This window comes from Amycolatopsis sp. NPDC023774, assembly GCF_040639695.1.
Taxonomy (GTDB): Bacteria; Actinomycetota; Actinomycetes; order Mycobacteriales; family Pseudonocardiaceae; genus Amycolatopsis.
The window spans coordinates 125325-150443 of sequence record NZ_JBFAAJ010000014.1 but is presented as its reverse complement, the minus strand read 5'-3'; the positions used below and the strand labels follow the sequence as shown (position 1 = coordinate 150443).

At 71.3% G+C, this 25119-nt stretch carries 28 protein-coding genes, 1 pseudogene and 1 riboswitch; of the genes and pseudogenes, 17 read left to right on the top strand and 12 right to left on the bottom strand.

Annotated elements, in window-relative coordinates; translation table 11 throughout:
- Positions 1-3 precede the first annotated feature (3 nt).
- Positions 4-879 carry an alpha/beta fold hydrolase gene (locus tag AB0F91_RS26920; protein ID WP_360601693.1) on the bottom strand — a complete coding sequence of 292 codons (876 nt, stop codon included), beginning with the start codon at positions 877-879 and terminating at the stop codon, positions 4-6.
- 113 nt (positions 880-992) lie between these two features.
- On the opposite strand from AB0F91_RS26920, the gene AB0F91_RS26915 reads away from it, so the two are divergent.
- Together AB0F91_RS26915 and AB0F91_RS26910 are read left to right on the top strand one after the other, a co-directional pair.
- On the top strand, positions 993-1835 hold the full coding sequence (locus AB0F91_RS26915) for a crotonase/enoyl-CoA hydratase family protein (RefSeq protein ID WP_360601691.1): 843 nt from the start codon (positions 993-995) through the stop codon (positions 1833-1835).
- Between the two features lie 34 nt (positions 1836-1869).
- Complete coding sequence (locus tag AB0F91_RS26910) at positions 1870-3594, top strand: AMP-binding protein (protein WP_360601689.1); 1725 nt, start codon at positions 1870-1872, stop codon at positions 3592-3594.
- A 27-nt stretch (positions 3595-3621) separates the two neighbouring features.
- Here the strand turns inward: AB0F91_RS26910 and AB0F91_RS26905 are convergent, their stop codons facing one another.
- The gene (locus AB0F91_RS26905; RefSeq protein WP_360601687.1) at positions 3622-4128 is read right to left on the bottom strand and encodes a hypothetical protein; all 507 of its coding nucleotides are present in this window, start codon (positions 4126-4128) and stop codon (positions 3622-3624) included.
- Between the two features lie 322 nt (positions 4129-4450).
- Between AB0F91_RS26905 and AB0F91_RS26900 the strand changes: the two genes are divergently transcribed.
- The 6 genes from AB0F91_RS26900 to AB0F91_RS26875 all read left to right on the top strand — a co-directional run bounded on the left by AB0F91_RS26900 (position 4451) and on the right by AB0F91_RS26875 (position 8002).
- Positions 4451-4696 carry a hypothetical protein gene (locus AB0F91_RS26900; RefSeq protein WP_360601685.1) on the top strand — a complete coding sequence of 82 codons (246 nt, stop codon included), beginning with the start codon at positions 4451-4453 and terminating at the stop codon, positions 4694-4696.
- A 234-nt stretch (positions 4697-4930) separates the two neighbouring features.
- Positions 4931-5524: a CDP-alcohol phosphatidyltransferase family protein gene (locus tag AB0F91_RS26895; RefSeq protein ID WP_360601683.1), complete on the top strand. Its 594-nt coding sequence runs from the start codon at positions 4931-4933 to the stop codon at positions 5522-5524.
- 46 nt (positions 5525-5570) lie between these two features.
- A complete protein-coding gene (gcvH, locus tag AB0F91_RS26890) occupies positions 5571-5954 on the top strand; it encodes a glycine cleavage system protein GcvH (RefSeq protein ID WP_360601681.1) in 384 nt (127 codons plus the stop codon).
- A 133-nt stretch (positions 5955-6087) separates the two neighbouring features.
- On the top strand, positions 6088-6555 hold the full coding sequence (gene garA / locus AB0F91_RS26885) for a glycogen accumulation regulator GarA (RefSeq protein WP_033287853.1): 468 nt from the start codon (positions 6088-6090) through the stop codon (positions 6553-6555).
- Positions 6552-7310, top strand: coding sequence for a MerR family transcriptional regulator (locus AB0F91_RS26880; RefSeq protein WP_360601679.1), 759 nt, complete (start codon positions 6552-6554; stop codon positions 7308-7310). Before garA ends, AB0F91_RS26880 begins: the two co-directional genes overlap by 4 nt.
- A gap of 218 nt (positions 7311-7528) precedes the next feature.
- Positions 7529-8002, top strand: coding sequence for a bifunctional nuclease family protein (locus tag AB0F91_RS26875; protein WP_005150031.1), 474 nt, complete (start codon positions 7529-7531; stop codon positions 8000-8002).
- Between the two features lie 45 nt (positions 8003-8047).
- Here AB0F91_RS26875 and AB0F91_RS26870 read toward each other — a convergent pair whose 3' ends face one another.
- Positions 8048-8683 (bottom strand): TetR/AcrR family transcriptional regulator, encoded by a 636-nt coding sequence (locus AB0F91_RS26870; RefSeq protein ID WP_360601677.1) that lies wholly within the window; start codon positions 8681-8683, stop codon positions 8048-8050.
- A 255-nt stretch (positions 8684-8938) separates the two neighbouring features.
- Between AB0F91_RS26870 and AB0F91_RS26865 the strand changes: the two genes are divergently transcribed.
- On the top strand, positions 8939-9520 hold the full coding sequence (locus AB0F91_RS26865; RefSeq protein ID WP_220240879.1) for a MerR family transcriptional regulator: 582 nt from the start codon (positions 8939-8941) through the stop codon (positions 9518-9520).
- Between the two features lie 41 nt (positions 9521-9561).
- Positions 9562-9662: riboswitch (glycine riboswitch) on the top strand.
- A 332-nt stretch (positions 9663-9994) separates the two neighbouring features.
- On the opposite strand, the gene AB0F91_RS26860 is transcribed toward AB0F91_RS26865, so the two are convergent.
- Positions 9995-10357 carry a nuclear transport factor 2 family protein gene (locus tag AB0F91_RS26860; protein WP_360601675.1) on the bottom strand — a complete coding sequence of 121 codons (363 nt, stop codon included), beginning with the start codon at positions 10355-10357 and terminating at the stop codon, positions 9995-9997.
- A 181-nt stretch (positions 10358-10538) separates the two neighbouring features.
- On the opposite strand from AB0F91_RS26860, the gene AB0F91_RS26855 reads away from it, so the two are divergent.
- Positions 10539-11348: a helix-turn-helix transcriptional regulator gene (locus AB0F91_RS26855; RefSeq protein ID WP_360601673.1), complete on the top strand. Its 810-nt coding sequence runs from the start codon at positions 10539-10541 to the stop codon at positions 11346-11348.
- A gap of 102 nt (positions 11349-11450) precedes the next feature.
- Complete coding sequence (locus AB0F91_RS26850) at positions 11451-12275, top strand: aldo/keto reductase (RefSeq protein ID WP_360601671.1); 825 nt, start codon at positions 11451-11453, stop codon at positions 12273-12275.
- A 74-nt stretch (positions 12276-12349) separates the two neighbouring features.
- Here the strand turns inward: AB0F91_RS26850 and AB0F91_RS26845 are convergent, their stop codons facing one another.
- From AB0F91_RS26845 to AB0F91_RS26830, 4 genes are all read right to left on the bottom strand, one after another.
- Positions 12350-13051, bottom strand: a complete 702-nt coding sequence (locus AB0F91_RS26845) for a hypothetical protein (protein WP_360601669.1) — start codon at positions 13049-13051, stop codon at positions 12350-12352.
- Positions 13052-13306: 255 nt separating this feature from the next.
- Positions 13307-13936, bottom strand: coding sequence for a hypothetical protein (locus AB0F91_RS26840; protein ID WP_360601667.1), 630 nt, complete (start codon positions 13934-13936; stop codon positions 13307-13309).
- Between the two features lie 117 nt (positions 13937-14053).
- Positions 14054-14770, bottom strand: a complete 717-nt coding sequence (locus AB0F91_RS26835) for a hypothetical protein (protein ID WP_360601665.1) — start codon at positions 14768-14770, stop codon at positions 14054-14056.
- A 219-nt stretch (positions 14771-14989) separates the two neighbouring features.
- Entirely contained in the window at positions 14990-15709 is a 720-nt protein-coding gene (locus tag AB0F91_RS26830) for a hypothetical protein (protein ID WP_360601663.1), read from the bottom strand.
- Positions 15710-16124: 415 nt separating this feature from the next.
- Between AB0F91_RS26830 and AB0F91_RS26825 the strand changes: the two genes are divergently transcribed.
- A complete protein-coding gene (locus AB0F91_RS26825; protein ID WP_360601661.1) occupies positions 16125-16973 on the top strand; it encodes a 3-methyladenine DNA glycosylase in 849 nt (282 codons plus the stop codon).
- An 18-nt stretch (positions 16974-16991) separates the two neighbouring features.
- Here the strand turns inward: AB0F91_RS26825 and AB0F91_RS26820 are convergent, their stop codons facing one another.
- The 4 genes from AB0F91_RS26820 to AB0F91_RS26805 all read right to left on the bottom strand — a co-directional run bounded on the left by AB0F91_RS26820 (position 16992) and on the right by AB0F91_RS26805 (position 20832).
- Positions 16992-18035: a hemolysin family protein gene (locus AB0F91_RS26820; RefSeq protein WP_360601659.1), complete on the bottom strand. Its 1044-nt coding sequence runs from the start codon at positions 18033-18035 to the stop codon at positions 16992-16994.
- On the bottom strand, positions 18032-19417 hold the full coding sequence (locus AB0F91_RS26815; protein ID WP_360601657.1) for a hemolysin family protein: 1386 nt from the start codon (positions 19415-19417) through the stop codon (positions 18032-18034). Before AB0F91_RS26815 ends, AB0F91_RS26820 begins: the two co-directional genes overlap by 4 nt.
- 217 nt (positions 19418-19634) lie before the next feature.
- Entirely contained in the window at positions 19635-20216 is a 582-nt protein-coding gene (locus AB0F91_RS26810) for a TIGR03086 family metal-binding protein (protein WP_360601655.1), read from the bottom strand.
- A gap of 28 nt (positions 20217-20244) precedes the next feature.
- The gene (locus AB0F91_RS26805) at positions 20245-20832 is read right to left on the bottom strand and encodes a helix-turn-helix domain-containing protein (protein ID WP_360601653.1); all 588 of its coding nucleotides are present in this window, start codon (positions 20830-20832) and stop codon (positions 20245-20247) included.
- Positions 20833-21016: 184 nt separating this feature from the next.
- Here AB0F91_RS26805 and AB0F91_RS26800 point away from each other — a divergent pair, with 184 nt between their 5' ends.
- From AB0F91_RS26800 to pip, 5 genes and pseudogenes are all read left to right on the top strand, one after another.
- On the top strand, positions 21017-21412 hold the full coding sequence (locus AB0F91_RS26800) for a hypothetical protein (RefSeq protein WP_360601651.1): 396 nt from the start codon (positions 21017-21019) through the stop codon (positions 21410-21412).
- Positions 21409-22029: a DUF3558 domain-containing protein gene (locus tag AB0F91_RS26795; protein ID WP_360601649.1), complete on the top strand. Its 621-nt coding sequence runs from the start codon at positions 21409-21411 to the stop codon at positions 22027-22029. Before AB0F91_RS26800 ends, AB0F91_RS26795 begins: the two co-directional genes overlap by 4 nt.
- Positions 22030-23316: a WXG100 family type VII secretion target gene (locus AB0F91_RS26790; protein WP_360601647.1), complete on the top strand. Its 1287-nt coding sequence runs from the start codon at positions 22030-22032 to the stop codon at positions 23314-23316.
- Positions 23313-24062, top strand: a complete 750-nt coding sequence (locus tag AB0F91_RS26785; protein WP_360601645.1) for an ESX secretion-associated protein EspG — start codon at positions 23313-23315, stop codon at positions 24060-24062. Before AB0F91_RS26790 ends, AB0F91_RS26785 begins: the two co-directional genes overlap by 4 nt.
- Positions 24063-24108: 46 nt before the next feature.
- Positions 24109-25060, top strand: a pseudogene (gene pip, locus AB0F91_RS26780) (prolyl aminopeptidase).
- Positions 25061-25119: the final 59 nt, after the last annotated feature.

Here is a 25119-nt window from a genome sequence, read left to right as displayed (position 1 = left end):
GGGTCAGCTTTCGTAGCAGCGCTCGGCGAAGTCGGTGATCGCCGAGGTCAGGCGCTTCGGGTCGGAGCGGAGCTCGACCGGGCTGCGTGCCTGGACGAACTCCGCGCGCGGCATGTCGGCGGCCAGGGTGTCGGCGTCGCCGAAGGGGTGGATCGGGTCGCCTTCGTGGCCGATCACCAGCGCGGGCGTGGTGATGGCCCGGCGGACCGACTTCGGCGGCGCGATTCGGCCGAACAACACGCCGTGCAGGAGCGCGGCCATCGGCTCGGGCTGCTGCGTCAGGGTGTCGGTGACGACGTCGACCCACTGGCTGCCGTGGGGCACGAGGTTGGCGGCCAGAGCGACACCGCGCACGGTGACGGGCAGGAAGCGCGCGGCGAACAGCAGCGGAGCGAACGTGAGCAGCCCGGCGACGATCGCGTTGTCCAGCACCGGCATCTCCACGACCAGCCCGCGGGCCCGGGAAGGCTGCGCGACCGCCACCTCGAGCGCCACGTTCGCGCCGAGCGACGTCCCGCCGAGCACGGCGTCGTCCAGGCCGAGGTGGTCGAGCAGTGCCACGGCCTGCTCCCCGAACGCCGGCATCGAGTAGCGCCACGATTCGGTGGGCCGGTCGGACTCGCCGTGGCCCAGCAGGTCGAAGGTGATCACGCGGAAGCCCGAGCGCGCGAGCCGGCGGGCCAGGGGCGCGTGCATGCGGCGGGTGAACATGATGCCGTGCATCAGGACCACGACGCGCTCGCCCGAGCCGTACTCGGTGTAGGCCAGGCGCTGGCCGTCGCAGGTGAACGAGCCGGACAGCTCGATCGGGCGCGAGCGGCGCGCCGGCGGAGGATCCGCCGGCAGGTCGTCGACGGCAAGAACGGGGGCCGGGCTCATGCGCCACCTTCCTCTCGTGGTCGAGGGCCGCTTCGATCTCTCGTGACCATCCCAGGAAAGCACCCCGCGACCGAATTGGCACAGCGTCAACCGGATGGTTCAAGATGACAGGCATGACCGCACCTGCCGACAAGCTGCCCGATCTCGTCTCGCTGAAGGTCGACATCGACGGCCACGTCGCCGAAGTCACCCTGCTCGGCCCGGCGAAGGGCAACGCCATGGGCCCCGACTTCTGGCGCGAGCTGCCGCTGGTCTTCGCCGCCCTGGATGCCGACCCGCGCGTGCGCGCGATCGTGCTCACCGGCAGCGGCGCGCACTTCTCCTACGGCCTCGACCTGCCGGCGATGATGGGCGGCTGGGCCCCGATGCTCGCCGGCGACGCGCTGGCCGGCCCGCGCACGGACTTCCACCGCGAGGTCCGTCGCCTGCAGGAGGCCGTGGGCTCGATCGCCGAGTGCCGCAAACCCGTGATCGCGGCCGTGTCCGGCTGGTGCATCGGCGGCGGCGTCGACGTGATCAGCGCCGCCGACGTGCGCCTGGCCAGCGCCGACGCGAAGTTCAGCGTGCGCGAGGTGAAGGTCGCGATCGTCGCCGACCTCGGCAGCCTGCAGCGGCTCGCCACGATCGTCGGCGAGGGCTACGTGCGCGAGCTCGCTCTGACGGGCAAGGACATCGACGCCGCGCGCGCCGAGAAGATCGGCCTGGTCAACGACGTCTACCCCGACTCCGACACGCTGCTGGCCGAGGCCCGCAAGCTCGCCGCCGACATCGCGGCGAACCCGCCGCTGGTCGTGCAGGGCACCAAGCAGGTGCTCGCCACCAACACCGAGCGCCAGGTCGCCGAGGGCCTGCGCTACGTCGCGGCGTGGAACTCCGCGTTCCTCCCGAGCAAGGACCTCGCAGAGGCGGTGCAGGCGTTCATGGAGCGCCGCGCGCCCGAGTTCAAGGGCGAGTAGAACAGGCACGTACGCGAGCACGAGGGAGCACGACGTGAGCAATGGCGCTTCGGGGAACCAGCAGGCCGGCGAGGCCTACCAGGTCTTTCGGGAGGCGCGGGACTACCTCCAGTCCCACCGCGAGGACTACGACACCGCCGTCCGGGAGTTCGCGTGGCCGCAGCCCGCCGAGTTCAACTGGGCGCTCGACTGGTTCGACGTGGTCGCCCGCGACCCGGCCAACGCGCAGCGGTACGCGCTGTGGATCGTCGAAGAGGACGGCACCGAGAACCGCTGGACCTACCCGGAGATGGCGGCCCGCTCGGACCAGGTGGCCACGTGGCTGCGCCGCCTCGGTGTCTCGCGCGGCGACCGGCTGATCCTCATGCTGGGCAACCAGGGCGAGCTGTGGGAGACGATCCTCGCCGCGATCAAGCTCGGCGCAGTGATCATCCCCGCCTCGACGCTGCTCGGGCCGGCCGACCTCGCCGACCGCGTGGAGCGCGGCAAGGCCAAGCACGTCATCGTGCGCTCGGCCGACGCCCCGAAGTTCGCCGACGTGGAGGGCGGCTACACGCGCATCGCCGTCGGCGAGCCGGTGAAGGGCTGGCACGCCTACGCCGCGGCGTACGCCGAGCCGGCCGGCTTCACCCCCGAAGGTGCGACGGGCGCGGGTGACCCGCTGCTGCTGTACTTCACCTCGGGAACCACGGCGAAGCCGAAGCTCGTGCAGCACACGCACGTGTCCTATCCGGTCGGCCATCTGTCCACAATGTACTGGATCGGCCTCGAGCCCGGCGACGTGCACCTGAACATCTCCTCGCCCGGGTGGGCGAAACACGCGTGGAGCAACGTGTTCGCGCCGTGGAACGCCGAGGCCACGGTCTTCCTGTACAACTACACGCGGTTCGACGCCACGGCCCTGATGGCGCAGATGGACCGCTGCGGGGTCACGAGCTTCTGCGCGCCACCCACGGTGTGGCGCATGCTCATCCAAGCCGACCTGAGCGCGCTGAAAACCCCGCCGCGGAAGGTCGTCGGCGCGGGCGAGCCGCTCAACCCCGAGGTGATCGAGCAGGTCGAGAAGGCGTGGGGCGTCACCATCCGCGACGGGTTCGGCCAGACCGAGAGCAGTGTGCAGATCGCCAACACCCCCGGCCAGGACGTGGTTCCCGGTTCGATGGGCCGGCCGCTGCCGGGCTTCGTGGTGGCGCTGGTCGACCCGGTCACGGGCGAGCGCGCCACCGAGGGAGAGATCTGCCTCGACCTCGCGCACCGGCCGGTCGGCCTGATGGTGGGCTACGCGGACGACGACGAGCGCACCTCGGCAGCCTTCCGCGGCGGCTACTACCACACGGGCGACGTCGGTTCGGTCGACGAACGCGGCTACATCACCTACGTCGGGCGCACCGACGACGTGTTCAAGGCGTCGGACTACCGGATCTCGCCGTTCGAGCTGGAGAGCGTGCTGCTGGAACACGAAGCCGTCGCGGAGGCCGCCGTGGTACCCGCGCCGGACCCGATCCGGCTCGCCGTGCCGAAGGCCTACGTCGTGCTGGCCGCGGGCCACGAGCCCACCGCGGACACCGCTCGCGCGATCCTGGCGTACGCGCGGGAGCACCTCGCGCCGTACAAGCGGATCCGGCGCCTGGAGTTCGCCGAGCTGCCGAAGACGATCTCCGGCAAGATCCGCCGCGTCGAGCTGCGCGGGCGCGAGCACGAGAACACCCGGCCCGAGGGCGAGTACCGCGAGGACGACTTCCCGGACCTCAAGGCCTGAGCCGCGCGGCCGCCGTCCCCCTCGGCTTCACTCCGAGGGGACGACGGCCGCGAACACCGTCTGCTCGCCCTTGCTGCACGTCGTGCCGCCCTGTGCCGCCGGCGGGCCCGAGGTGCAGAGCCAGCCGGACACGGTGTCGTTGACGGCGTCGTTGGATCCCGACCCCTGCCGGCCGGCGATCTTCGCGTGGAAGTCGCGCACGAGCGCCATGGCCTCGGCGCACGGCACGCCGCCCGCCCGGCTGTCGAACACGTACAGGGTCAGCCCGTTCGCGGCCGTCACGGTGCCGCAGGACCCCGGAACGGCCGGCGTGGTGCTCGGGGCCCGGGTGTGCGTGCTCGGCGGCGCCTGCGTCGGTTCAGGCGGCGGGGGAGGAACCGAGTGCGGCGACGAGGTCGTCGGCGGCGCGGTGGTCGCGGACGGTGGCGGCGGCACCGCCGCCCGGGGCTCGGGTTCGCCCGAACAGGCGGCGAGCGCCGGCAGCACGAGCCAGGCCGCGAGCAGCGGCCGCCACGCGGGCTTCGACGGGGGCACCGGGGTCCTTTCGCCAGGGTCCTCTCCGGCATTCTGGCCCGCCGCCGGCGCTGTGACCCGCACCGACACCCGGCGCGGCGGGCGGAGGTTACCGGAAGCGGGGCCTCCGCCTCGGCGGGCTCCCCCGGTGATGAGTCTATTGTGGACGGTTAAGCTGGAGTTAACGCACTGATACAGCGCGAATTCCTTCCTCACCGATCGGACGAATCTTCGCGGTGGTCGTTAACGTCCGTCGCCTTCGGACCGAAATACGTGAGGAGCGCCCAGCGCGTTCCCGTCCCCGATCACCCGCCGACCCCGAGAGACAAGAGCACCGCACAGCATGACCACCGAAACGGCCACCGAGCCCGGCATCCCGTCAGCCTCCGACCTCACCGACCCGACCGCGCGGCCCACCACGCCGCCCACGACGCCCTGCAGCGTCGTGTGGTGCTGCGGCCGTCCGTACGTCCTCGAAGGCCGAGCCGGCCGCGCCCGCTGGGTCGGCAACGACGACCGCGGCCGCCCTGAGCGCCTCAGCAACGCGGAGCTGCAGCGTCGCGGCTGGAGTCACCGCCGCGCCGGCTGACCGTCCTGCGGCCTTCCGGCTCACCGCTTGGAAGCCCGCGGTTTTCGACGCCTCGGTTTCGCTGCCCCGGTTTTCGCTGCCCAGTTTTCGATGCCCCACGGTGGCGATGCCGGGGGAGCGGCCTCGGGACGGTAAAGCCGCCCCAGCCCCGCGGTCGGGTCGCGCGCCACGAACCCGCGACCCGACCGCGTGACCACCGGCGTCGGCGCTGGTCCTCACCTCTAGGCTGAGCGAGTGACCACGGTCCCCGAGCCCAAGACGGAGCCTTCCCTGCTGCGGCAGGCGTTCAACGTCCCCAACCTCCTGTCGCTGCTGCGGCTCGCGGGTGTGCCCGTGTTCCTCTGGCTGCTGCTCGGCCCGAAGGAGGACGGCTGGGCCCTCGCGCTGCTCGTCTTCTCGGCGCTGACCGACTGGCTCGACGGCAAGCTCGCCCGCTGGCTCGACCAGATGTCGCGGCTGGGCCAGCTGCTCGACCCTGCCGCCGACCGGCTCTACATTCTCGCGACCCTCGTCGCGTTCCTCATCCGCGACATCATCCCGTGGTGGGTCGTCGTGCCGCTCGTGCTGCGCGAGGCCGTGCTCGCGGTCTGCGTGCTCGTGCTGCGCCGCGGCGGGTTCGCGCCGCCCGAGGTGACCTACATCGGCAAGGGCGCGACGTTCGTGCTCATGTACGCCTTCCCGTTCCTGCTGCTCACGCAGGGCGGTTCGACCGTGGCCGTGGTGGCGCGGCCGATCGCCTACGCCTTCATGGTCTGGGGCGGGGTGCTCTACGTCTGGTCCGGCGCGCTCTACGTCGTGCAGGCAGTGCGCGCGCTTCGCAGCCGGTGATGGAAGACTGCCCGCGACGAAGTCGGTTCGAGGAAGGGGAGGGGCGTTGACCACTCCAGAAGAGCTGCATTACACCGAGGAACACGAGTGGGTGGCCACGCGTGAGGGTGCGCTGGTCCGCGTGGGCATCACGGAGTACGCCCAGGACCAGCTCGGCGACGTGGTGTTCGTCGACCTGCCCGAGGTCGGCAGGCACGTCGACGCGGGCGACGTCTTCGGCGAGGTGGAGTCCACCAAGAGCGTCTCGGAGCTGTTCGCGCCGGTCGACGGCGAGATCGTGGCGGTGAACGCCGCGGTCTCCGATTCGCCCGAGCTGATCAACTCGGACCCGTACGGCGAGGGCTGGCTCGTGGAGATCCGCCTCGACGACCTCGCGGGGCTCGACGCCCTGCTCGAAGCCGAGGCGTACCAGGCGCTCATCACCGGCTGAGGCGGGTTCGGCCTGGCCCGGGGGTTCCGCCCGCCCAAGGGGGAGCCCCGGGGTCCCGAACCGATCAGGCACGGTACGTTGGCAGCTACACGTTCTTGGTCATAGGCAACATTGTGTGTAGAGGAGAGCTCAGGTGAGCACGAACGACGGGCCCGGCGTTCCCCCGGAGCAGTCTCCGGAGCGGACCTCTGTCTTCCGGGCCGACTTCCTGGCCGACGTCGAAGGCCAGGAGTCCGCGCCGGCCGCCGAGGCACCGGTGCAGGGCGTCGACGCCCTCCCACCGGGTTCCGCCCTCCTGGTCGTGAAGCGGGGCCCCAACGCGGGGTCGCGTTTCCTGCTGGACCGCGACACCACGAGCGCGGGGCGGCACCCCGACAGCGACATTTTCCTCGACGACGTCACCGTTTCCCGCCGCCACGCCGAGTTCCGGCGTGAGGGCGGGGAGTTCGTGGTGATCGACGTCGGCAGCCTGAACGGCACCTACGTCAACCGCGAGCCGGTCGACCAGGCCGTGCTGGCCGGCGGCGACGAGGTGCAGATCGGGAAGTTCCGCCTGGTCTTCCTGACGGGCCCGGGGCACGGGGGCCAGGGGGCACAGTGACGGCGGCCGGGCAGCCCGGTCGTTCGGAGGCCCGGCGCGACGGGTTGAGCATCGGGGCGGTCCTGGCGCAGCTGCGCGGCGACTTCCCCGATGTCACCATCTCCAAGATCCGGTTCCTCGAGGCGGAAGGCCTGGTCCGGCCGGGCCGTACGCCCTCGGGGTACCGGCAGTTCGCCCCGGCGGACGTGGAGCGGCTTCGCTTCGTGCTGTCCGCGCAGCGGGACCACTACCTCCCGTTGAAGGTCATCAAGGAACAGCTGGACGCGGCGGACTCCGGAGCGGAGCCCGCCGCGGTCGCTCCGCGCCCGCCCCGAAAGCTGGTGTCGCTCGACCCGGCCGACACCGGCGGGCTGCCCGACGCGGACGACTTCGAGACCGGTCCCGAGATCCGGCTGACGCAGGAGGAGCTGCTGGCGCGAGCCGGCATCACCGCAGCGACGCTCGCCGAGCTGCAGCAGTACGGGCTCGTGCGACCGGGTGCGGCGGGGTTCTTCGGTCCCGACGCGGTGCTGATCGCGCGCACGGTGAAGGCGATGACCGAATTCGGTATCGAGCCGAGACATCTGCGCGCCTTCCGCGCCGCGGCCGACCGCGAAGTCGGCTTGCTGGAGCAGATCGTGACCCCCGTGTATCGCCATCGTGACGCGGACGCGAAAGCGAGGGCCGACGAGGTGGTCCGGGAGCTGGCCGCGCTGTCCGTCACGCTCCACACGCTCCTCGTGAAAGCGGGGATCCGGGGAGTCAGCGGCGGTTGAACCGGACGTAACGGGCCGAACACCGGTGTGCGTCACATGTCAATGACTAAATGTTCGGGACCGTATGCCGTACCGTGAGAGACGGTTTGCGGTGCAGCGAACCGAGAATGTCCGCCACTAGCGAGCACAGCGCCCGGATGACGGGTAGCGTCGAACCCAACGGCGCGAGTACGTCGCAAGCGCTGCAGCCCGTGTGCACGAGAGGGAGGCGAAACCCGATGAGCGAGATGCGCGTCGTCGGTGTGCGGGTGGAGCTGCCCGCCAATCAGCCGATCTTGTTGCTGCGGGAAACCGAGGGCGAGCGCTACCTGCCGATCTGGATCGGCTCGGTCGAGGCCACCGCCATCGCTTTGGAGCAGCAGGGAGTACGACCCGCCCGGCCACTTACCCACGACCTCCTCAAAGAGGTCATCGGGGCGCTCGGCCGCGAGCTGGAGCAGGTCGTGATCACGGACCTGAAGGAAGGCACCTTCTTCGCCGAGCTCGTCTTCGACGGCGACATCCGGGTGTCCGCGCGTCCCAGCGACTCGGTCGCGCTGGCGCTGCGGGTCGGGGTCCCCATCCACGCCGTGGACGCGGTGCTGGAGGAGGCAGGCCTGATCATCCCGGACGAGCAGGAGGACGAGGTCGAGAAGTTCCGTGAGTTCCTCGACTCCGTGTCCCCCGAAGACTTCCGCGGCGCCGACACCTGAGCCGCCGGCGGCGGGAACGCGGTTGCGCACCACGTTCCCGCCCGTTCACCGCTTCGGAGCGGTCGCCCGCTCGAAGAGGTCGGCGATTTCCCGTCCGTAGCGGTCGAGGTCGGTCGACGGATCGGCCGCAGAGGCTGCTGCCGCTCCGTCGATGGCCTGCGCGATCGTCATCGCCATCACCTCCGGCGAGAACTCGCCGAACACCCCCTCGTCCTGACCCTGCTTGAGTTGGCGTTGCACGCCGCCGACGCGCAGCTGGTCCACGAGCACCGAGGTCATCGCCCAGCCGTCCGCGTCGTCGGCGTTCGCCGAGAGCTCCGCGAGCACCCGGACGCATTCCGGGTAGTCGCGCAGGAACGCCACCGACGTCTCGATGTGGGCCCGCAGGTTGCCCGGCCGATCGCCGGGGTCGAGGTCCTGGCTGCGTTCCTGCAAGAACATCGCCTTCGTCTCGGACACCGTGCTCAGCACGGCCTGCATGAGCCCGGCTTTGTTCGTGAAGTGGTAGGAGATCATGCGTGTGCTGCTCAGTCCCGCGCGTTCCTTGATCTTGGCGAACGTCGTGCGCGCGTAGCCGTGGTCGGCGATCGTCGCGATGGTCGCCGCGATGATCTGCGCCCGGGTTGTCGCCTCCGTGACGCTCAGTCCCAGCTCCGCTTGCGTATCGAAGTTTACTCGCATGAGTAATAAGTTACTCAAAAGAGTAATAAGTGTCAAACCCGTACGACGAACGGACCAAAGCCTCAAGACGAGCTTGAGGTGCGCCGCGCGTCGCGTTGACCGGCTCGCGGCGCGGCCTTACCGTCGAAGGCGGTAAATCGCCACGATGTGATTCTCCGACCGGAGCATGATCGTGGCGGTCTCCCCGGCCGATCCCGCTCCTGGGCTCGACCGGTGTTGTTCGCCGGCCGCCAGGTCGGGCGAAGGGAGGCTTGCGTGGTCGAGGCTGGTAGTCCGGAGAGGCCGCCCGTTCGTGCCGCCGATGGCGAGCAGGGTGAGCTGTTCCCCGACGCCTCCCTTCCGGACGAGCTCGTGGGCTACCGCGGTCCCGCCGCGTGCCAGATCGCGGGGATCACGTACCGCCAGCTCGACTATTGGGCCCGGACGAAGCTGGTCGCGCCGAGCATTCGCACCGCGCACGGTTCGGGCTCGCAGCGGCTGTACTCGTTCAAGGACATCCTCGTCCTGAAGGTCGTGAAGCGGCTGCTGGACACCGGGGTCTCGCTGCAGAACATCCGGGTCGCGGTGGAGCACCTGCGCGTGCGCGGCGTGCGCGACCTCGCGAAGGTCACCCTGTTCTCCGACGGCACCACGGTGTACGAGTGCACCTCGCCCGAAGAGATCGTGGATCTGCTCCAGGGCGGGCAGGGGGTGTTCGGCATCGCCGTGAGCGGCGCGATGCAGGAGATCAGCGGCACGATCCACGAGTTCCCCGCCGAACGCGCCGACGGCGGCGTGATCGAATCGGTCGTGCCGGACGAGCTCACCCAGCGCCGCAACTCCCGTCGCACCGGGTGATCACCGCCCGCGAGGGCAAGGTATTCTGAGCGCGCGGTCGAAGAACCCGCGCGGGAGAGACCGAGCCGGCATCCACGAGCTCGGCGCCGAAGGAGCAAGTCCTCCCCGGAACCTCTCAGGCACCCTGGACCGCGCGGACGAGACGCCTCTGGAAAGTGGGCCCGCTGGACACCACCAGCCGGTTCCGCCGACGGTGCAAACCCGGGTATCCACGCGGGTGAAACTCTCAGGCGCCCCACGGGGTACGGACAGAGTGGGGAGGACCTCGGATCCGGTGCTCATCGGGTCCGAGCCGGGTGGTTCAGACCTCTGAGATTCCGTTCCCTGGCTTCGCGGTGGTGCGGACTGTCGCGGGCTGCGGGATTTCCCGCGGCCGGCGCGTCTTTCTTGTGATCCATGCCTCATCGGCCGTCCACTGTGGAGCAGCGGCGGACCCGTCCGATCGCGAGTCCGCCGCGCTCGTGCTCCACGACCTCAGCCCGGGATCTTGTCCAGGAACCCGTGCACCTTGGCGATGCGGCCATCGGTCAGCTCGACGACGTCGAATCCGATGGCGATCGGCTCGTCGGCACCCGGCGCCGTGAGGTACCACTGGAACCGCGCCAGGTCATGGTGGGCGTCGGGGGCCTTCGGCAGGCTGAAGGTCAGGCCCGCGAACTGCGCCTGCGCGCCGCCGATGAACCCGTCGATCCCGTCGTGGCCGGACACCGAGCCCAGGGGATCGGTCATGGACGCGTCGGGGGTGAAAACCTCGGCGACGAGGGCGCGCCGCCGTTCGGCGTCGGTCTCGTTCCAGATCGCGATGTACTGCTCGACAGTGCTCGTCACGTCGGACACGGGGAAGCTTCCTCTCCTTGGCGGACAACGGGTTCGCCGTCCTGGTGCCACCAAGACTGCTGCGCCGAAGCGCGGTTCGTCGATTACGCCGGGGGTAATGCCCGCACCCTTGCCGCGCTATCCCCGGCTTTTACTCGCGAGGTAATGGCCTGGGCGCGGGCGGACCCGTAGCGTCGGGGGCGTGACGACTACGGTGAAGGCCCCGGCACGGCGCGCGGTGGGCGAGCTCCTGCGGGAGTGGCGCGACCGGCGCCGCATCAGCCAGCTCGACCTCGCGATCGCCGCGGACATCTCCACCCGGCACCTGAGCTTCGTCGAGACCGGCCGCTCGACGCCGAGCCGGGAGATGGTGCTGCGCCTCGGCGAGCACCTCGAAGTGTCGCTGCGCGAACGCAACCACCTGCTGCTGGCCGCCGGCTACGCCCCCGCGTACGGCGAGACCGAGCTGGGCGCACCGGAGCTGACGGCCGTGCGCGACGCCGTCCGCCAGCTGCTCACCGGCCACGAGCCGTACCCCGCGGCTGTGGTCGACCGCGGCTGGCACCTCGTCGACGCCAACGCGAGCCTCGGTGTGCTGGTCGAGGGTGTGGCGCGGGAACTGCTGGCACCGCCGGTGAACGTCCTGCGCGCGACCCTGCACCCCGACGGCATGGCCCCGAACGTGCTGAACCTGGGGGAGTGGCGGGCCCACCTGCTGGGCCGCCTGCGCCGCCAGGTCGAGCAGACGGCCGACGCCGGGCTCGCCGAGCTGCTGGCGGAGCTGCGGGAGTACCCGTGCGACCAGCCGGTGCCCGAGGTCGAGGTGCCCGGACCGGGCGACATCTTCGTTCCGCTGCGCTACCGCCACCGCGGCACGGAACTCACGTTCTTCAGCACGGTCGCCACCTTCGGCACCCCGCTCGACGTCACGGTGGCCGAGCTGGTCATCGAGTCCTTCTACCCGGCGAACCCGGAAACGGCCGAGTACCTGCGCGTCCGGGCCGGCGCCTGAGCAGGACCGCTCGAGCGGGCGGCGGGGTGACGAGCCCGTGGGCCCGGGGAGTGGAAGGATCGGAAAGGTCATCCCAGGACACCGCAGTGAGGATCCGCCTTCATGGCCAACCCGCCCCTGCTCACCCTGAACAACTCCGTCACCGTCCCGCAGCTCGGCTTCGGCGTCTACCAGGTCCGCGCCGCGCAGGCCGCGAAGGTGATCGACGCCGCGATCGAAGCGGGCTACCGCAGCATCGACACCGCCGCGATGTACGGCAACGAGGCCGAGGTCGGGGCGGCGCTCCGCGCTTCGGGCCTGCCCCGGGACGAGTTCTTCGTGACCACGAAGCTGTGGAACGACCAGCACGGGTACGACAACGCGTTGCGCGCCTTCGACCACAGCGCCGCCGCGCTCGGGCTGGAGCAGATCGACCTGTTCCTCATCCACTGGCCGCAGCCGCGCCGTGACCGCTACGTGGAGACCTGGCGGGCGCTGGAGCAGCTTTACCGCGACGGGCGTGTGCGCGCCATCGGCGTGTCGAACTTCGGCGTCACGCACCTGCGCCGGCTGCTCGACGAGACCGACGTGGTCCCGGCCGTGAACCAGGTCGAGCTGCACCCGTGGCTGCAGCAGCTGCCGCTGCGCACCTTCCACGCCGAGCACGGCATCGCCACGGAGGCCTGGAGCCCGCTCGCGCGGGGCCGGCTGCTGGGCGACCGCGTGATCACGGCGCTCGCGGCGAAGTACGGCAAAACGCCCGCCCAGCTCGTCCTGCGCTGGCACCTCCAGATGGGCACGATCGCCATCCCGAAGTCGGCGACGCCGGCGCGGATCCGGGAGAACTTCGCCGTGTTCGACTTCGAGCTCGCCGACGACGACCTCGCGGCGCTGGCCGAGCTCGACAACGGCACCCGCACAGGCGCCGACCCCGACACTTTCGGCTGAGTCAAGCCGCCCAGCGAAACGGCCGGCCCCGGGAGTTCCGGGACCGGCCGTTTCGGCGTTTCAGGCGATGCGGCTCAGGACGCCCGGATGCCGGCGGCCGCGAAGTCGGCCAGCTGGGCGGGTTCCTTGAGGTACGCGCGGAAGCTCTGCGTGGCGCGCTGCTGGTTCTCGTCGGTGGCCGCGCCGCCGACGGACGACGCCGCGAGGCCCACGAACGGGTAGTCGGCGGGCGGGCCCGACCCGATCGGCATCGCCGGCGAGCCGATGAGGTCGGGCTTCGCGTTGGTCAGCTGCGTGACCCAGTACGACGAGTCGGGGACCCAGCCGTCGGGCAGGCCGCCGATGGTCGAGAGGTCGGTTTTGCCCGTCAGCGCGTCGAGCACCGCGGACGACGGCTTGGTCGTGACGTTGACCTGGAAGCAGGCGCCGTGCACCGGGGTGAGATCGGCGTCCCAGCGCTTCGCGGCGGCCTCGACCGGCTTCGCGATCTGCGGGGTGACGACGAGCCTGATGGTGGTCCGGTTCCCGCCGCAGCTGGCGGCCTGGGCCTCGGCGCGATTGTTGAGCACGCTGTCGGCCCAGTTCCAGCCGAAGACGCCGAGTGCGACCAGCACGACGAGCCCGGCAGAGGCGATGGGCCACTTGGCGATCCGGCGGCGCGGGGCCTTCGCGGCGACGATGCGGTGTGAGCCCGTCGTCTCGCTGCGGCCTTGCTGGCGTTTCGGCGGATCGAGAGGGTGCGGCACCGGCTCTTCGGCCAGTGTGTGTCGCCCCATCGTTGTCCTTTCGAGATGTGCGCACACGCGCTGCTATGCAATCAAACCGTTATCACTCTAACAGGTTAGCGACCCTCGGTGAATATTGTGACCCAGAGTTGCACGGTCTGTACACAATTCACCAGGTGCCGCCGAGCAGGTGACGGCAGAGCGCGAATCGGCGAGCCCGTGGCGGGAACGGGTCGCGGCCCGCGACGAGGTCTCGAAAGTACCCCGCCGCCGGCCGGACTTGATCAGCGGCTCACCGAACGCGCCTCAGCGGAGGCGCAGCAGGGAAGACCATGCCGAATGCGCCGGCGGGGTCCAGGCCGGGCGCTGGCCGGTGTAGCTCACCTTGGCCTGGTTCGTGATCGGGAACAGGTTGAGCAAGGCGTGGGTGGAGCAGTACACCTGCTTTGCGTGGCCAGGTTCCAGGGAGAAGGCGCCCGCCGTCTGGCACGAGGGCTCGACGCTGTCCACCACGTGGGTACCGCTGATGCCCACCGGGCCGTGGTCGGTCACGGTGATCCGCCAGTACGCCGTGGCGTCGAGCAGGCCGAGAACGCTGACCGGCGCCTGTTTCGCCCAGGGGCCCGAGCCGCCCGGCCCGCACTTCGCCGCGTTCGCCGAGGTGCAGATCTCCTTCTCGACGGTCACCACGGGGGTGCACACCGCGTCCGGCGCGACCGGGAGGGCCACCGTGTCCGAGGTGAACGTGCCGGTCGCGGTGTCGGACACGCCGCTCACGCTGCAGTCGGTTGAGATCGCCGTGCGGAAGCACACCTGCGGCGCGTCACCGGCGAAGTCGACGGCGAGCCGTGGCTGGTTGCCGCTCGCGAAGTCGGCCGAGCTCTTCAGCACGAGCGTGGTGGTCACGGTGAGCGAGGTGTGCGCGGTGGCCGACACCCCGCTCAGGTCGACCGAGCCGTCCGGGGCGAAGCCCGGGTTGGCACGACCGCACCGGCCTGGTCGACGACGGTGACCCGGGGGCGGTGAGGTCGATGTTCGCCGGTGTGATGCCGGTCAGCCGCGCCACGCCGTAGCCCTGCACGCGCCGCTGCCGCCGTCGCAGTAGAACTCGCCCGGTTCGAGCGTCACCTGGGAGCCGGAGCGCAGGCACGGTGACGCGCCGGTGGCCGGGTCCGTCGAGAACAGCGCACCGGCGTCGTCAGGGCCGATGAGGCAGCCGGTGGGGGCGTCGAAGCTGTAGCCGTAGTCCCGGGTCGCGCCGCCGGCCACGCCCGGGTGCGCGATCGGGACCGGCAGCCCGGCACACGCCGTCGCGGTGGTCCAGTCGTGGCAGATCGCCGCGCCCGCGTACGGGCCGCCCCACACCGGGAGGTGACTGCGCTGGTGGCCGGCGCGGTCGGTGACCACCTCGGGGTTGAACGCGAGCACGTTGCCCGGGAGGTTCGCCATCGTGGCCGGGGTGGCCAGTGGTGAGCCGTCCAGGGCGAAGCAGGTGGTGACGTCGGTGTTCCCGTTGGTCGTCGAGCAGACGCCGGCCGGCGTGCCGTCGGTGCCGAACGCGGTGTAGGCGTTGGAGGTGTAGTTTCCGGCCGGTCCGGTCGGGCGGGGGCTCGTCCAGCCCGCGCGGGCCGCCTTCGTGGCCGGGTCGAAGCAGCCCAGATCCGGCTGCCCGAGGCCGGGGTAGGAGGATGCGAAGACCTTGCCGGCCACGACGTCCAAGGCTCCGTAGACCAGGTCCCCGGAGCCGGGTCGGTCGCCGCTCGGGCGCACGATCGGTGCGTACGGCTGGCCGGCACACGCGGCGTGCTGGACAGCGACCAGCAGACGACGGCGCCGGTGGTGGCCACGCCGTAGAGGTTGCCGCCGGTTTCGACCAGCCCGGAGAGGCTGTTCACGGCCGACGGGGAGCCGCCGGTGGCCAGGAGCGGCCGTACCCGCAGTTCGCCGCGGCGGCGAGATCGAGGCAGCCCACGCCGATCGACGCGGCGGTCACGGCGGGGTAGTAGACCGTGGAGCTCTTGGCGGGATCAGGCACGTACTGGGGGTGCGGGTGGAGGCGATGTCCCCGATGGTGCCGGTGCCGAGCGGGCCTGGGGCGGTGTTCAACGGCCTGGGCCAGGGCCCGCCGGCACAGCGCTGGCCGGTGCCGAGATCGCTGCACACCAGCTTCGGCGTGGGGGCCCCGAGGTGGTGGAAGACGTTCCAGGCCTGGAGAGTGCCGTCCGGCGTGCGCTGCAGGATCGGGGTGAACCCGTCCCCGCCGGTGGCGGTGGCGAGCGCCTGCACGGGCGGGGTGAGCACCCCGGACGCCGAGGTGGCGTCGGGACCCGAGCGCGAGTCGACCGCCCGCACCGCGACGGTGCCCGAGGCGGGTTCGGTGGTGGTGAAGGTGCTGCCGTCGGTCGACCACGACGGTGTCCAGCCGGGTGGCACGTGCAGCGATCCCGCTTGGTAGGTCTGTCCCGCGCCGACGGGGTCGGTGATGGTGGCGGGACCGGCGGTGGTGGCCCGGTCCTCGTACGCGACGACCCAGGTCGGGGTCTCGCCGTGGCCGGCGGGGGACGACACCCCGCGCACGGATTTCGTCAGGGTCGAGCCGGTGGTTTGCGGCGCCGGATCGGCCGATGCCGAGGAGGGGAACGCGGCGGCGACCAGGAACAGCGGCAGCACCGACACCCCGAGGCGGCGCACGCGCGCGCGTCTTCGCATGAATGATCCTCGATCCGTTCCGGAAGGATTTCCAGGAAAAGTCTTTTCTGGCCGAAGGAAATCCTAGGTCGGTTCGGTGTGCTGATGGACCGGCCTCACTCGTGCTCCCGGAAAAGCGACGCGAACAGCTCAGTCGGCGTCGGACTTGTTTCTCTGACCAGCATTTCCGGGAATCCGGTTCACCTGAACGTCGGCTCACCGTCGCCCTTTGGTGGCGATAGCGGCGTATCTCGCCGGTGTTTCAAGGGGGCGTTGCTCCGCGTCGGACCAAGCGTTTCCACCGAATGCGGAAGCGAGGTGCCCGCGTTTTCGAACTCGGCGGGTCGGCGATTCGGTGCATTCCGCTTCCGGGGTACGGCATTTCCGCCGTTCGCCCACCCGTGGCGCCTCCGAATGCTCGCCGTATCCTGACCGGGTGCCGCCAGCCGAATCACCGACCGGCCTCGTCACGCTCGACGAGGCGGTGTGGCGTGCCCGCGCCGCGGCGCACGAGGCGCGCGTCACCGAGCTCACGGGCGAGCACCTGTCCCGCCGCCGCGACGGCGTGAAGCACCCGGTGCACGACTTCCTGTTCACGTACTACTCGTTCCGGCCGACCCAGCTGCGCCGGTGGTCGCCGGGCTACGGGGTCGCACTGACCGCCGGGCCGGCGCCGGTCGCGGCCGCGGACGTGGTGGCCCGCCGCGAGCGCATCGACGGCATCCACGCGCTGCTGGCGGCCACCGCGGGCCGCCCGGCGAACTTCGGCTGTTTCGGTTTGCACGAGTGGGCGATGGTCTACGGGCTCACCGAGGACCGGGTTCGTCACGCGACGTACCCCCTGCGCCTCGGGACCGCCGGCACCGACCGGGTGGTGCGGGGGCACCGGATCGCGTGCTCGCATTTCGACGCGTTCCGCTTCTTCACCGCCGCGGCCCGCCCGCTCAACACGCTGAGCCCCGCCGCGCACGACCGGCCCGCCTTCGAGCAGCCCGCGTGCCTGCACGCGGGCATGGACCTCTACAAGCACGCGTTCCGGCTGGCGCCGCTCATCCCGTCCGAACTGGTGGCCGACTGCTTCGAGCTGGCCCGCGACATCCGGGTGCTCGACATGCGGGCTTCGCCCTACGACCTCGCCGATCTCGGCTACGAGGCCGTGCGGATCGAGACGGCCGAGGGCAAGCAGGAATACGCGGCCGCCCAGCGCGCATTCGCCGAGCGCGGTGCCCCGCTGCGGCGCCGGTTGATCGAGCAGTGTGAGCGGCTGCTCGCGGTCACGGCCTGACCTGGCCCCGCGGCCCGGTCAGGCCGTCACGTGCGTGCCGTCGCGCACGGTGCCCACGTACTCCTCGACGAGGTCCTCCAGCGCCACGACACCCACCGCCTTGCCGGCGGCGTCGAGCGCCCGCGCGAGGTGGCTACCTTCCTTGCGCATGGCTGAGAGCGCCACGTCGAGCCGCGCGTCGGCGCGCAGCTCCGTGAGCGGCCGGGTCTTCGAGACCGGCACGCTCGTGTCCGGGCTCTGGCCGACCAGGTCGAGCACGTCCTTCACGTGGACGTACCCGGTGAGCGTGCCGTCGTCGGTGCAGACCGGGAACCGCGAGAACCCCGTCGAGGACACCGCGCGCTCCACGTCGCCGAGTGTCGGTCCACAAGGGAGGGTGGTCAGCTGTGCCGTGGGCACGAGGACGTCGGACACCGTCTTCGCGACCGACGACAACGTCTGCGAGAGCCGTTGGTGCTCCGACTGTTCGAGCAGACCCTCGCGCCGCGACTCACTGAGCAGCTCGGCCAGCTCGTCGGAGGTGTAGGCCGTCTCCAGCTCGTCCTTCGGCTCCACCTTCACCAGGTGCAGGAACGAGTTCGCGACCAGGTTGAGGAACCAGATCACGGGGCTCGCGAGTTTCACCCACGCCACGTGCGCCGGCACCAGCCACAGCGCGAGCCGTTCGGGCTCGGCGATGGCGAGGTTCTTCGGCACCATCTCGCCGATCAGCACATGGAGCATCGTGATGAACGCCAGCGCGATCGCGAACGAGATCGGGTGCAGCAGCTGCTCGGGCAGGCCGAACAGATCGAAGAACCCGGAAAGCCGGTGCGCCACGGCGGGTTCGCCCAGCCGGCCGAGCAGCAGCGAGCAGATGGTGATCCCCAGCTGCGCGCCCGCGAGCATCCGCGAGACGTGCCGGCTGGCGTTGATCACGATTCGCGCGCGCGTCTTTCCCTGCTCCAGCAACGCTTCCAGGCGGTCGCGCCGCGAGGAGATCAGGGTGAACTCGGCGCCGACGAAAAACGCGTTGGCGAGCAGCAGCACCACGACCAGGGCGATGTTCAGCCAGTCGTTCACGCGACCACCTCGCGTTCGGTGACCGGCCGCGGCGCGGAGGCAGGGTCCTGTTCGGTGTTCTGGCCCGGGCCGGGTTCCACGGGCCGCACCTCGACCTCGGCGATGCGGTGGCGGTCCATGCTCGTGACGGTGAGCCGCCAGCCGTCGACGACGGCGGCGTCACCCTCGGCGGGGATGCGGCCGAGGCGTTCGAGGATCAGGCCGGCGATCGTCTCGTAGTCACCGTCGGGCATGCGGAAGCCGGTGACCTCGCTGACCTCGTCGGGGCGCAGCTGGCCGGACACGAGCCAGCTGTCGGAGCCGACCTGCTGCGACGCCGGGGCTTCGCGGTCGTCGTGCTCGTCCCGGACGTCGCCGATGATCTCCTCGACGACGTCCTCCAGCGTCACCAGTCCCGCCGTGCCGCCGTACTCGTCGACGACGATGGCGAGCTGGTAGCGGGAGTCACGCAGGCGGTTGAGCAGGTCGTCGCCCGAGAGTGACTCGGGCACGGTCGGCACCGGGCGCATGACCGAGCCGATGCGCACCGTGGCGCGCTCCTCGCCGGGCACGGCGAAGGCCTGCTTCACGTGCACAGCGCCCTGCACGTCGTCCAGGTCCTCGCGGTAGACGGGAAACCGCGAGAAGCCGGTGCGGCGGGAGATCTCGATGAGGTCGTTGATCGTGTCGTCCACGGTCAGCGACTCGACCTGCACGCGCGGGGTCATGAGCTCGTCGGCGGTGCGTTCGCCGAAGCGCAGCGAGCGGTCCAGCAGCTCCGCTGTGGACGTGTCGAGCTTCCCGCTCTCGGCGCTGGAGCGCACGATCGAGCCGAGCTCCTGCGGCGAGCGGGCGGACCGCAGCTCCTCCTGCGGCTCGACGCCGAACTTGCGCACCAGGAAGTTGGCGCTGTTGTTCATGAGCGTGATGAGCCAGCGGAACAGCGCGGAGAACCGCGAGTGGTAGCCGCTCACCGCACGGGCGGTGCGCAGCGGGCGCGCGATCGCGATGTTCTTCGGCACCATCTCGCCGAGGATCATCGACAGGAACGTGGCCAGCACCAGCGCGACGGCGATCGACGCACCGGCCACGACGGCTTCGGACAGGCCGAACGCGTCGAAGAGCGGCCGCACGAGCTCGCCGATGAGCGGCTCGGCGAGGTAACCGGTGATCAGCGTGGTGAGGGTGATCGCGACCTGGGCACCCGAGAGCTGGAAGCTCAGCGTGCGGTGGGCCTTCTGCACCGCGAGCGAGCGGCGGTCGCCCACCTGGCGCACGTCGGCGTCGACGGTGCTGCGCTCGAGGGCGGTCAGCGAGAACTCGGCGGCGACGGCGAGGCCGGTGCCGATCGTGAGGAGGATGAAGGCCAGCACCCCGACCACGGAGAGCAGCACGTGGATCATGCCGCACCGGCCGGGACGGGGGAGGGGGTGCGGGAGGCGGTGGACGCTAGCGGGCAGCCGGGTCGTCGACCCGGCCCGGTACTGTCACCGGGCGATTGCGCGGCGCGCACGTATGGAGTCACTCCTAGCAAGGGAATCGGCTTGTACTGCGACGATGCCGACAATCTTAACGTGCTCCGCACGCCGGACAGGTGACAGCCGGGTGAAGCGGCGCGGCTCAGCGGGGCTGCCGGCCCAGGAGCGCCACGAGCCGCGTCGCGTCGTCCGCGGAGCGCCCGACCGCGACCGGTGGGTCGAACAGGCCGATGCCCTGCCAGTCGTCGACCCACGGGCGCACGACCTCCAGCAGGTGGGCAGCCAATTCCGCTGGAATGGGGTTCGGCTTGCCGAGCGCCATCGCGAGGTCCCAGGCGTGCACGGCGAAGTCGATCGACATCTGCCAGCAGTACTCCTCGGCCGGGATCAGCCCGAAGGAGACGTGGACGGTGCGCTGCGGCACGCCGGGGGCCAGCCACGCCTCGCGCGCCGTGGCGGCCGACGTCTCCCAGGCGGCGACGGGGTCGTCGCCGAGCCGGTCGCCGTCGAAGCGGTCGCCGACGTCGTCGAGGGTGGCGCCGTCGAGCAGCGGCGGAACCCACAGCTGTTCGACGACGAGGTGGTTCACGAGGTCGCGCACGGACCAGGCGGCGCAGGGGGTGGGGCGACCCCAGTCACCGGGTCCGATGTCGTGCACGGCCCGGTCGAAGAGGGCGAGGGACTGTCCGTGCGCGTCGAGGATCTCCACGGCAACATTCAACACGAAAGTGACCGCGGCGCACGGTGAGCAGTTAGCGGATGGCCCCGGGCCGGTGGCGCCGGACGGTCTCCTCGACCAGGTCGAGCACAGGGCCGAGGTCGTCACCGGGCAACCCCATCGCGAGGTGGGAGACCAGGCCTTCCAGCACCAGCTCGAGAAACGCGGTGAGCACGTCCACGTCCACGTCGTCACGCAGGTTGCCGGCCTCGCGCTGGCGCATGAGCCGTTCGCGCGTCGCGGTGGTCAGCTGCTCGGAGCGCTCGGCCCAGCGGCCGCGGAACTCCGGGTCGGTGCGCAGCCGCCGCGACACCTCGAGCCGCGTGCCAAGCCAATCGGCGGGGTGTTCGCTGTCGCCGGCGAGCAGCTCGCGCATGACCTGCACGAGGCCTTGTTCGGCGACGACGTCGGCCATCCGCACGGCGTCGTCCTCCGCCAGAGCGAGGAACAGCGACTCCTTGTCGCGGAAGTGGTGGAAGATGGCTCCGCGGGACAGGCCCGTCGCCTCCTCGAGCCGGCGGACTGTGGCACCCTCGTAGCCGTACCGGGCGAAGCACACGCGCGAACCGTCGAGGATCTGGCGCCGGCGTGCGTCGAGGTGATCCTGGCTGACCCGTGGCATCCTGGAATCCTGGCATCTGGGACGGGGTTCTCGCAATCCGTACGTACGTACTGTGACGTGGAGTCGCCGGAACCGACAGCCGCTTTTCTTCGTCTCACCTCAGCCGCGTTCGGCTGACACGGACGTGGCCGGTGACTACGCTGTCCGCCATCACGGTGAGTGAGACTGGGGAGAGGAACGGGCCTTGATCATCGGCGAAGCGGGCCGCGCGGCCCAGACCGTCTTCGGCGACGTCTCCAGCCGTGGCCCGGTGTACGGCGGCGGGGGCGGGGGCGGCGGGGCGTTCGAGATGGAGCCCGCCGAGCTCGACGCAGTGATCAACCTGTGGGAGGACCAGCTCACGAAGATCACGGCCGACGGCGTGAAGATCGGCAACATCGTCACGGCGCTCAGGGCTCCGGGGACCGACGCGGCCAGCACCGGGTTCGTCTCCAGCGGCGCCGACTCGCTCTCGGCCCTGCAGGACCAGAACGACTCGATGCGCAAGTACGTGCAGGGCTACCTCACGAAGCTCAAGGCCGCCCGGGACAAGACGGTCGCGACCGACCAGGCGAACGCCGAGCTCGGCAAGACGCGATGACCGCCAAGCCCCGTGGCGCGGCCGTCCTGGCCGCGGCCGCCGTTGTGGTGACCGGGTGCTCCGCGCCGGCCGGCGGGACGGCCGAACCCGCGCCGGGTCCCGCGTCGAGCAGCGCCGCCGGGGACCCGCGCGCGCCGAAGGTCGCGCAGCCGCTCGACCCTGCCGCCTACCTCGGCAAGCCGTGCTCGCTCGTGCCGCAGAGCGCGCTCACGCCGCTGCACTACTCGGGTCCCGGCGAGGCGACCCTTGCGGGCTCCGAGTTCGCCGGCGCGGGGCCGGGCTGTGCCTGGACGATCGGGGCGGAAGGCCTGAGCGTGCAGATCGTCATCGGCACCGGCAACCGCGATCAGGGCATCGGCGGCCTCGCGGGCATCTACCGCGCGCAAGACTCGGGGCAGCTGGGCTTCGTGGACCCGGCGCCGTCGGTCGACGGGTACCCCGCGGTGTTCAGCGACCTGACGGACCGGCGGGCGCGCGGCAACTGCAACCTGTGGGTCGGTCTGGCCGACGACCTCGCGTTCGCCGTGGCGGCTCAGGGGTACCAGGGCGAGCAGGATTCGTGCCAGGTCGCGGAAACCGTGGCGGGTGCAGTCGTCGGAACACTCAAGGGGGCTTAGGTGGACGGCAAGCAGATCTACGAGAACTTCAGAAACGGCAACACCTCGGGGCTGCGGACCGCGGCCGCGCAGGTGCAGGAGCTGTCGTCGGCCTACCTGGAGCGGGCTCAGAGCATCAAGGACCTGCAGGACCGCATGGCGAAGTCGTGGACGGGCAACGGCGCCGACGCCGCCAACGCGGGTGCCGGGCCGCTGGAAAAGGCGTTCGCGGACACGGCGGACCCGCTCGACATGACCAACGCGTCGGTGGAGACGCAGGCGAGCAGTTTCGAGGACTCGAGCCACGCCGTGGTCGAGGTGCCGCCGAAGCCGGACAAGCCGAGCCCGTGGACGACGGGACTGAAGGCGGCGATCCCGATCGCGGGGCCGTTCATGGCGGCCCATGACGAAAACTCGTACCAGGACAAGCTCAACAAGTACAACGCCGCCAACGACACCAACGTGCGCGTGATGGACCAGTACAACGGCGCCACCACGAGCACGAAGTCGGTGCTGCCGACGCAGTACGGCACGCTGGAGTCCGACGGCGCGGCGATCCGGCTGTTCACGCCGGCGCCGCCGGGGCACGTGAGCATCCCGGGGTCGCTCGGGAGCACGACGCCTGGCGGGACGACGAGAACCGGGACCGGCGGGTACACCCCGGCCACCGGTTTCCACGGCACCGGCGAGCAGGTGACCACGGGCGGCCACACCGGCACAGGGCACGCCGGCGGGACGGGCGGCACCGGGGGAACCGGGGGGACGGCTGGCACCGGGGGGACGGCTGGCACCGGGGGGACGCACCACCCGGCGGACACGACGACCACGCAGAGCAGCACCGGTGGCACGAACACGGTGGTCCCGCCGGCCACCTCCACCCTGCCGGACCCGGGCCGGGGCAATCCGGGGTCCGTGCCGGGCTACCCCGGCCAGACCCCGGCGGCCGGCCCGACGGGCCTCATCGGCGGCGACTCCGGAGGCACCCGGGGCAGGGGCGCCTCCGGCGGCCGGTTCGCGGGCGGCACCGGCGGCGAAGCCGGTGCGGCTGAAGGTCGTGCGCTGCGGGGCGGTGCCGGTGCGCGGTCCGGCTTCGGTGGCCTGAACGCCGTCGCGGCCGAAGAAGCCGCCGCCGCGCGAGGCTCCGCGGGCAACCGCGGGACGGCGATGGGACCAGCGGGCGCCGCCGGCCGTCGCGGGGCAGAGGAGGAGGACGCCGAGCACCGCCGTCCCGACTTCCTCGTCGAGCCCGACCCCGACGCCCTCTTCGGCACCGACCAGCGGACGATCCCGCCGGTCATCGGCGAGTGACGGCCGTGGCCGGACGGGTCGACGTGCCGCTGGAGGCACTCGCGGCGCTCGCCGAGCGCGAGCAGGTCGGCTCGTTGCACGTGACGCTGCGCCCCGAACCGGTGTGGCTGTCGGACCTCGAACGCGACGAGGCCGCCAAGCGGATCGACGACGCGCTCGCCGTGGCGGGCCTCGTCGACCGGCGCGGGCGCGCGACCGTCGACTTCCTCGACTGGCTGCCGCTGCTGTCGCGGCCGGCGGAGGAGTACTACGGCTGGGTCGCCACGGGCGGGCACACCTACGGCGTGCTCGTTGCCGCGAGCGGTCTGCAGGCGGTGCTCGCCGTGTCCGACGGCGAACACGTCGGCGTGCAGGAGATCGACGGGCAGAGGCTGGTCGAGACCCTCGTAGAGCAGCTCCCGGCCGTCGGTGCCGGTGGCGGCGTCCCGCGTTCGGTCCGCGTCTCGGACCTCGCGGACGCCGCGCGCCGCGGCGAGGACGCGTACCCGCTCGAACCCGAACTGGCCGACGTCGTCAGCCTCGTGCAGCGCCCGGTGCACGGCAGCGGTGAGCTGTACGTCGCGCGCCGCGACGAAGTCGGTCGCCGCCAGTGCGTGGCCGAACCCCTGCACTACGCCGACACCGACTGGGGCCGCTACCTCAGCCACACCGCCGGCACCGGCGCCGACGCCGTGATCCACCTCGGCCCCGCCACGCCTGCCCAGCTGTGCCGCGCGCTGCGGGAGCTCGCCGCGCACCTGCTGTGACCCGCCGGAAGGAACCGCCGGAGGGCCCCGTCGAAGAGGACGTGCCGTGCCTGGACTGCACCCCGAGACCACCCCGTACCGCACCGGAACGCTCGACGTCGGCGGCGGCCACGCCGTGTACTGGGGGGGAGTGCGGCAACCCCGCCGGAAAGCCCGCCCTCGTCGTGCACGGCGGCCCCGGCGGCGGCTGCCTGCCGGCGCACCGGCGGTTCTTCGACCCCGATGCCTACCGCGTGGTGCTGTTCGACCAGCGCGGCTGCGGGCGCAGCACCCCGCACGCGGGCGAGCCCGTCGCCGACCTGTCGGCCAACACCACCCCGCACCTGCTCGCGGACATGGAACTGCTGCGGGCCACGCTCGGCATCGACACCTGGCTGCTGTTCGGCGGGTCCTGGGGGTCGGCCCTCTCGCTGCTGTACGCCGAGCGCCACCCGTAGCGCGTCAGCGAGCTTGTGCTCCTCGGCCTGGCCACCGACCGGCAAGCCGAACTGGACCTGCTCACGCGCGGGCTCGGCGCGGTGTTCCCGGCCGCGTTCGCGAAGTTCCGCGACGGCGTGCCGGAGGCCGATCGAGACGGTGATCTCGCCCGGGCCTACCACCGGCTGCTGATGGATCCCGACCCCGCCGTCCACGAGGCCGCCGCTCGTCGTTGGTGCGAGTGGGAAGACGCGATGCTCTCGAGCGAACCGGCTTCCTCGTGGTTCACCGACCCCGCGTACCGGCTGGCGTTCGCACGGCTCGTCACGCACTACTTCGCCAACGGCTGCTTCAGCGAGGACGGCGCCATCCTGCGCGACGCCCACCGGCTCGCCGGGATCCCGGCGGCGCTGGTCCAGGGCTCGCTCGCTCTCGGCAACCTGGTCGGCACGCCGTGGCTGCTGGAACGGGCTTGGCCGGGCGCGCAGCTCCTGCTCGTCGGCGACTCCGGGCACACCACGGCCACGGGCTCGATCAGCGAGGTCCTCGTCGGGGTGCTCGACCGGTTCGCCCGGTCCTGAGCTCACTGAAGCCCTGAAGGGCAGGGAAGATCCGCGCGGTGCCCCGCCTCGCCCCGGGG

What these genes read in the sequence shown, in the direction of transcription:
- AB0F91_RS26920 (WP_360601693.1), bottom strand. Translation starts at nt 879, where the DNA reads ATGAGCCCGGCCCCCGTTCTTGCCGTCGACGACCTGCCGGCGGATCCT.
- AB0F91_RS26915 (WP_360601691.1), top strand. Translation starts at nt 993, where the DNA reads ATGACCGCACCTGCCGACAAGCTGCCCGATCTCGTCTCGCTGAAGGTC.
- AB0F91_RS26900 (WP_360601685.1), top strand. Translation starts at nt 4,451, where the DNA reads ATGACCACCGAAACGGCCACCGAGCCCGGCATCCCGTCAGCCTCCGAC.
- AB0F91_RS26875 (WP_005150031.1), top strand. Translation starts at nt 7,529, where the DNA reads ATGAGCGAGATGCGCGTCGTCGGTGTGCGGGTGGAGCTGCCCGCCAAT.
- AB0F91_RS26870 (WP_360601677.1), bottom strand. Translation starts at nt 8,683, where the DNA reads ATGCGAGTAAACTTCGATACGCAAGCGGAGCTGGGACTGAGCGTCACG.
- AB0F91_RS26850 (WP_360601671.1), top strand. Translation starts at nt 11,451, where the DNA reads ATGGCCAACCCGCCCCTGCTCACCCTGAACAACTCCGTCACCGTCCCG.
- AB0F91_RS26845 (WP_360601669.1), bottom strand. Translation starts at nt 13,051, where the DNA reads ATGGGGCGACACACACTGGCCGAAGAGCCGGTGCCGCACCCTCTCGAT.
- AB0F91_RS26830 (WP_360601663.1), bottom strand. Translation starts at nt 15,709, where the DNA reads ATGCGAAGACGCGCGCGCGTGCGCCGCCTCGGGGTGTCGGTGCTGCCG.
- AB0F91_RS26815 (WP_360601657.1), bottom strand. Translation starts at nt 19,417, where the DNA reads ATGATCCACGTGCTGCTCTCCGTGGTCGGGGTGCTGGCCTTCATCCTC.
- AB0F91_RS26805 (WP_360601653.1), bottom strand. Translation starts at nt 20,832, where the DNA reads ATGCCACGGGTCAGCCAGGATCACCTCGACGCACGCCGGCGCCAGATC.
- AB0F91_RS26795 (WP_360601649.1), top strand. Translation starts at nt 21,409, where the DNA reads ATGACCGCCAAGCCCCGTGGCGCGGCCGTCCTGGCCGCGGCCGCCGTT.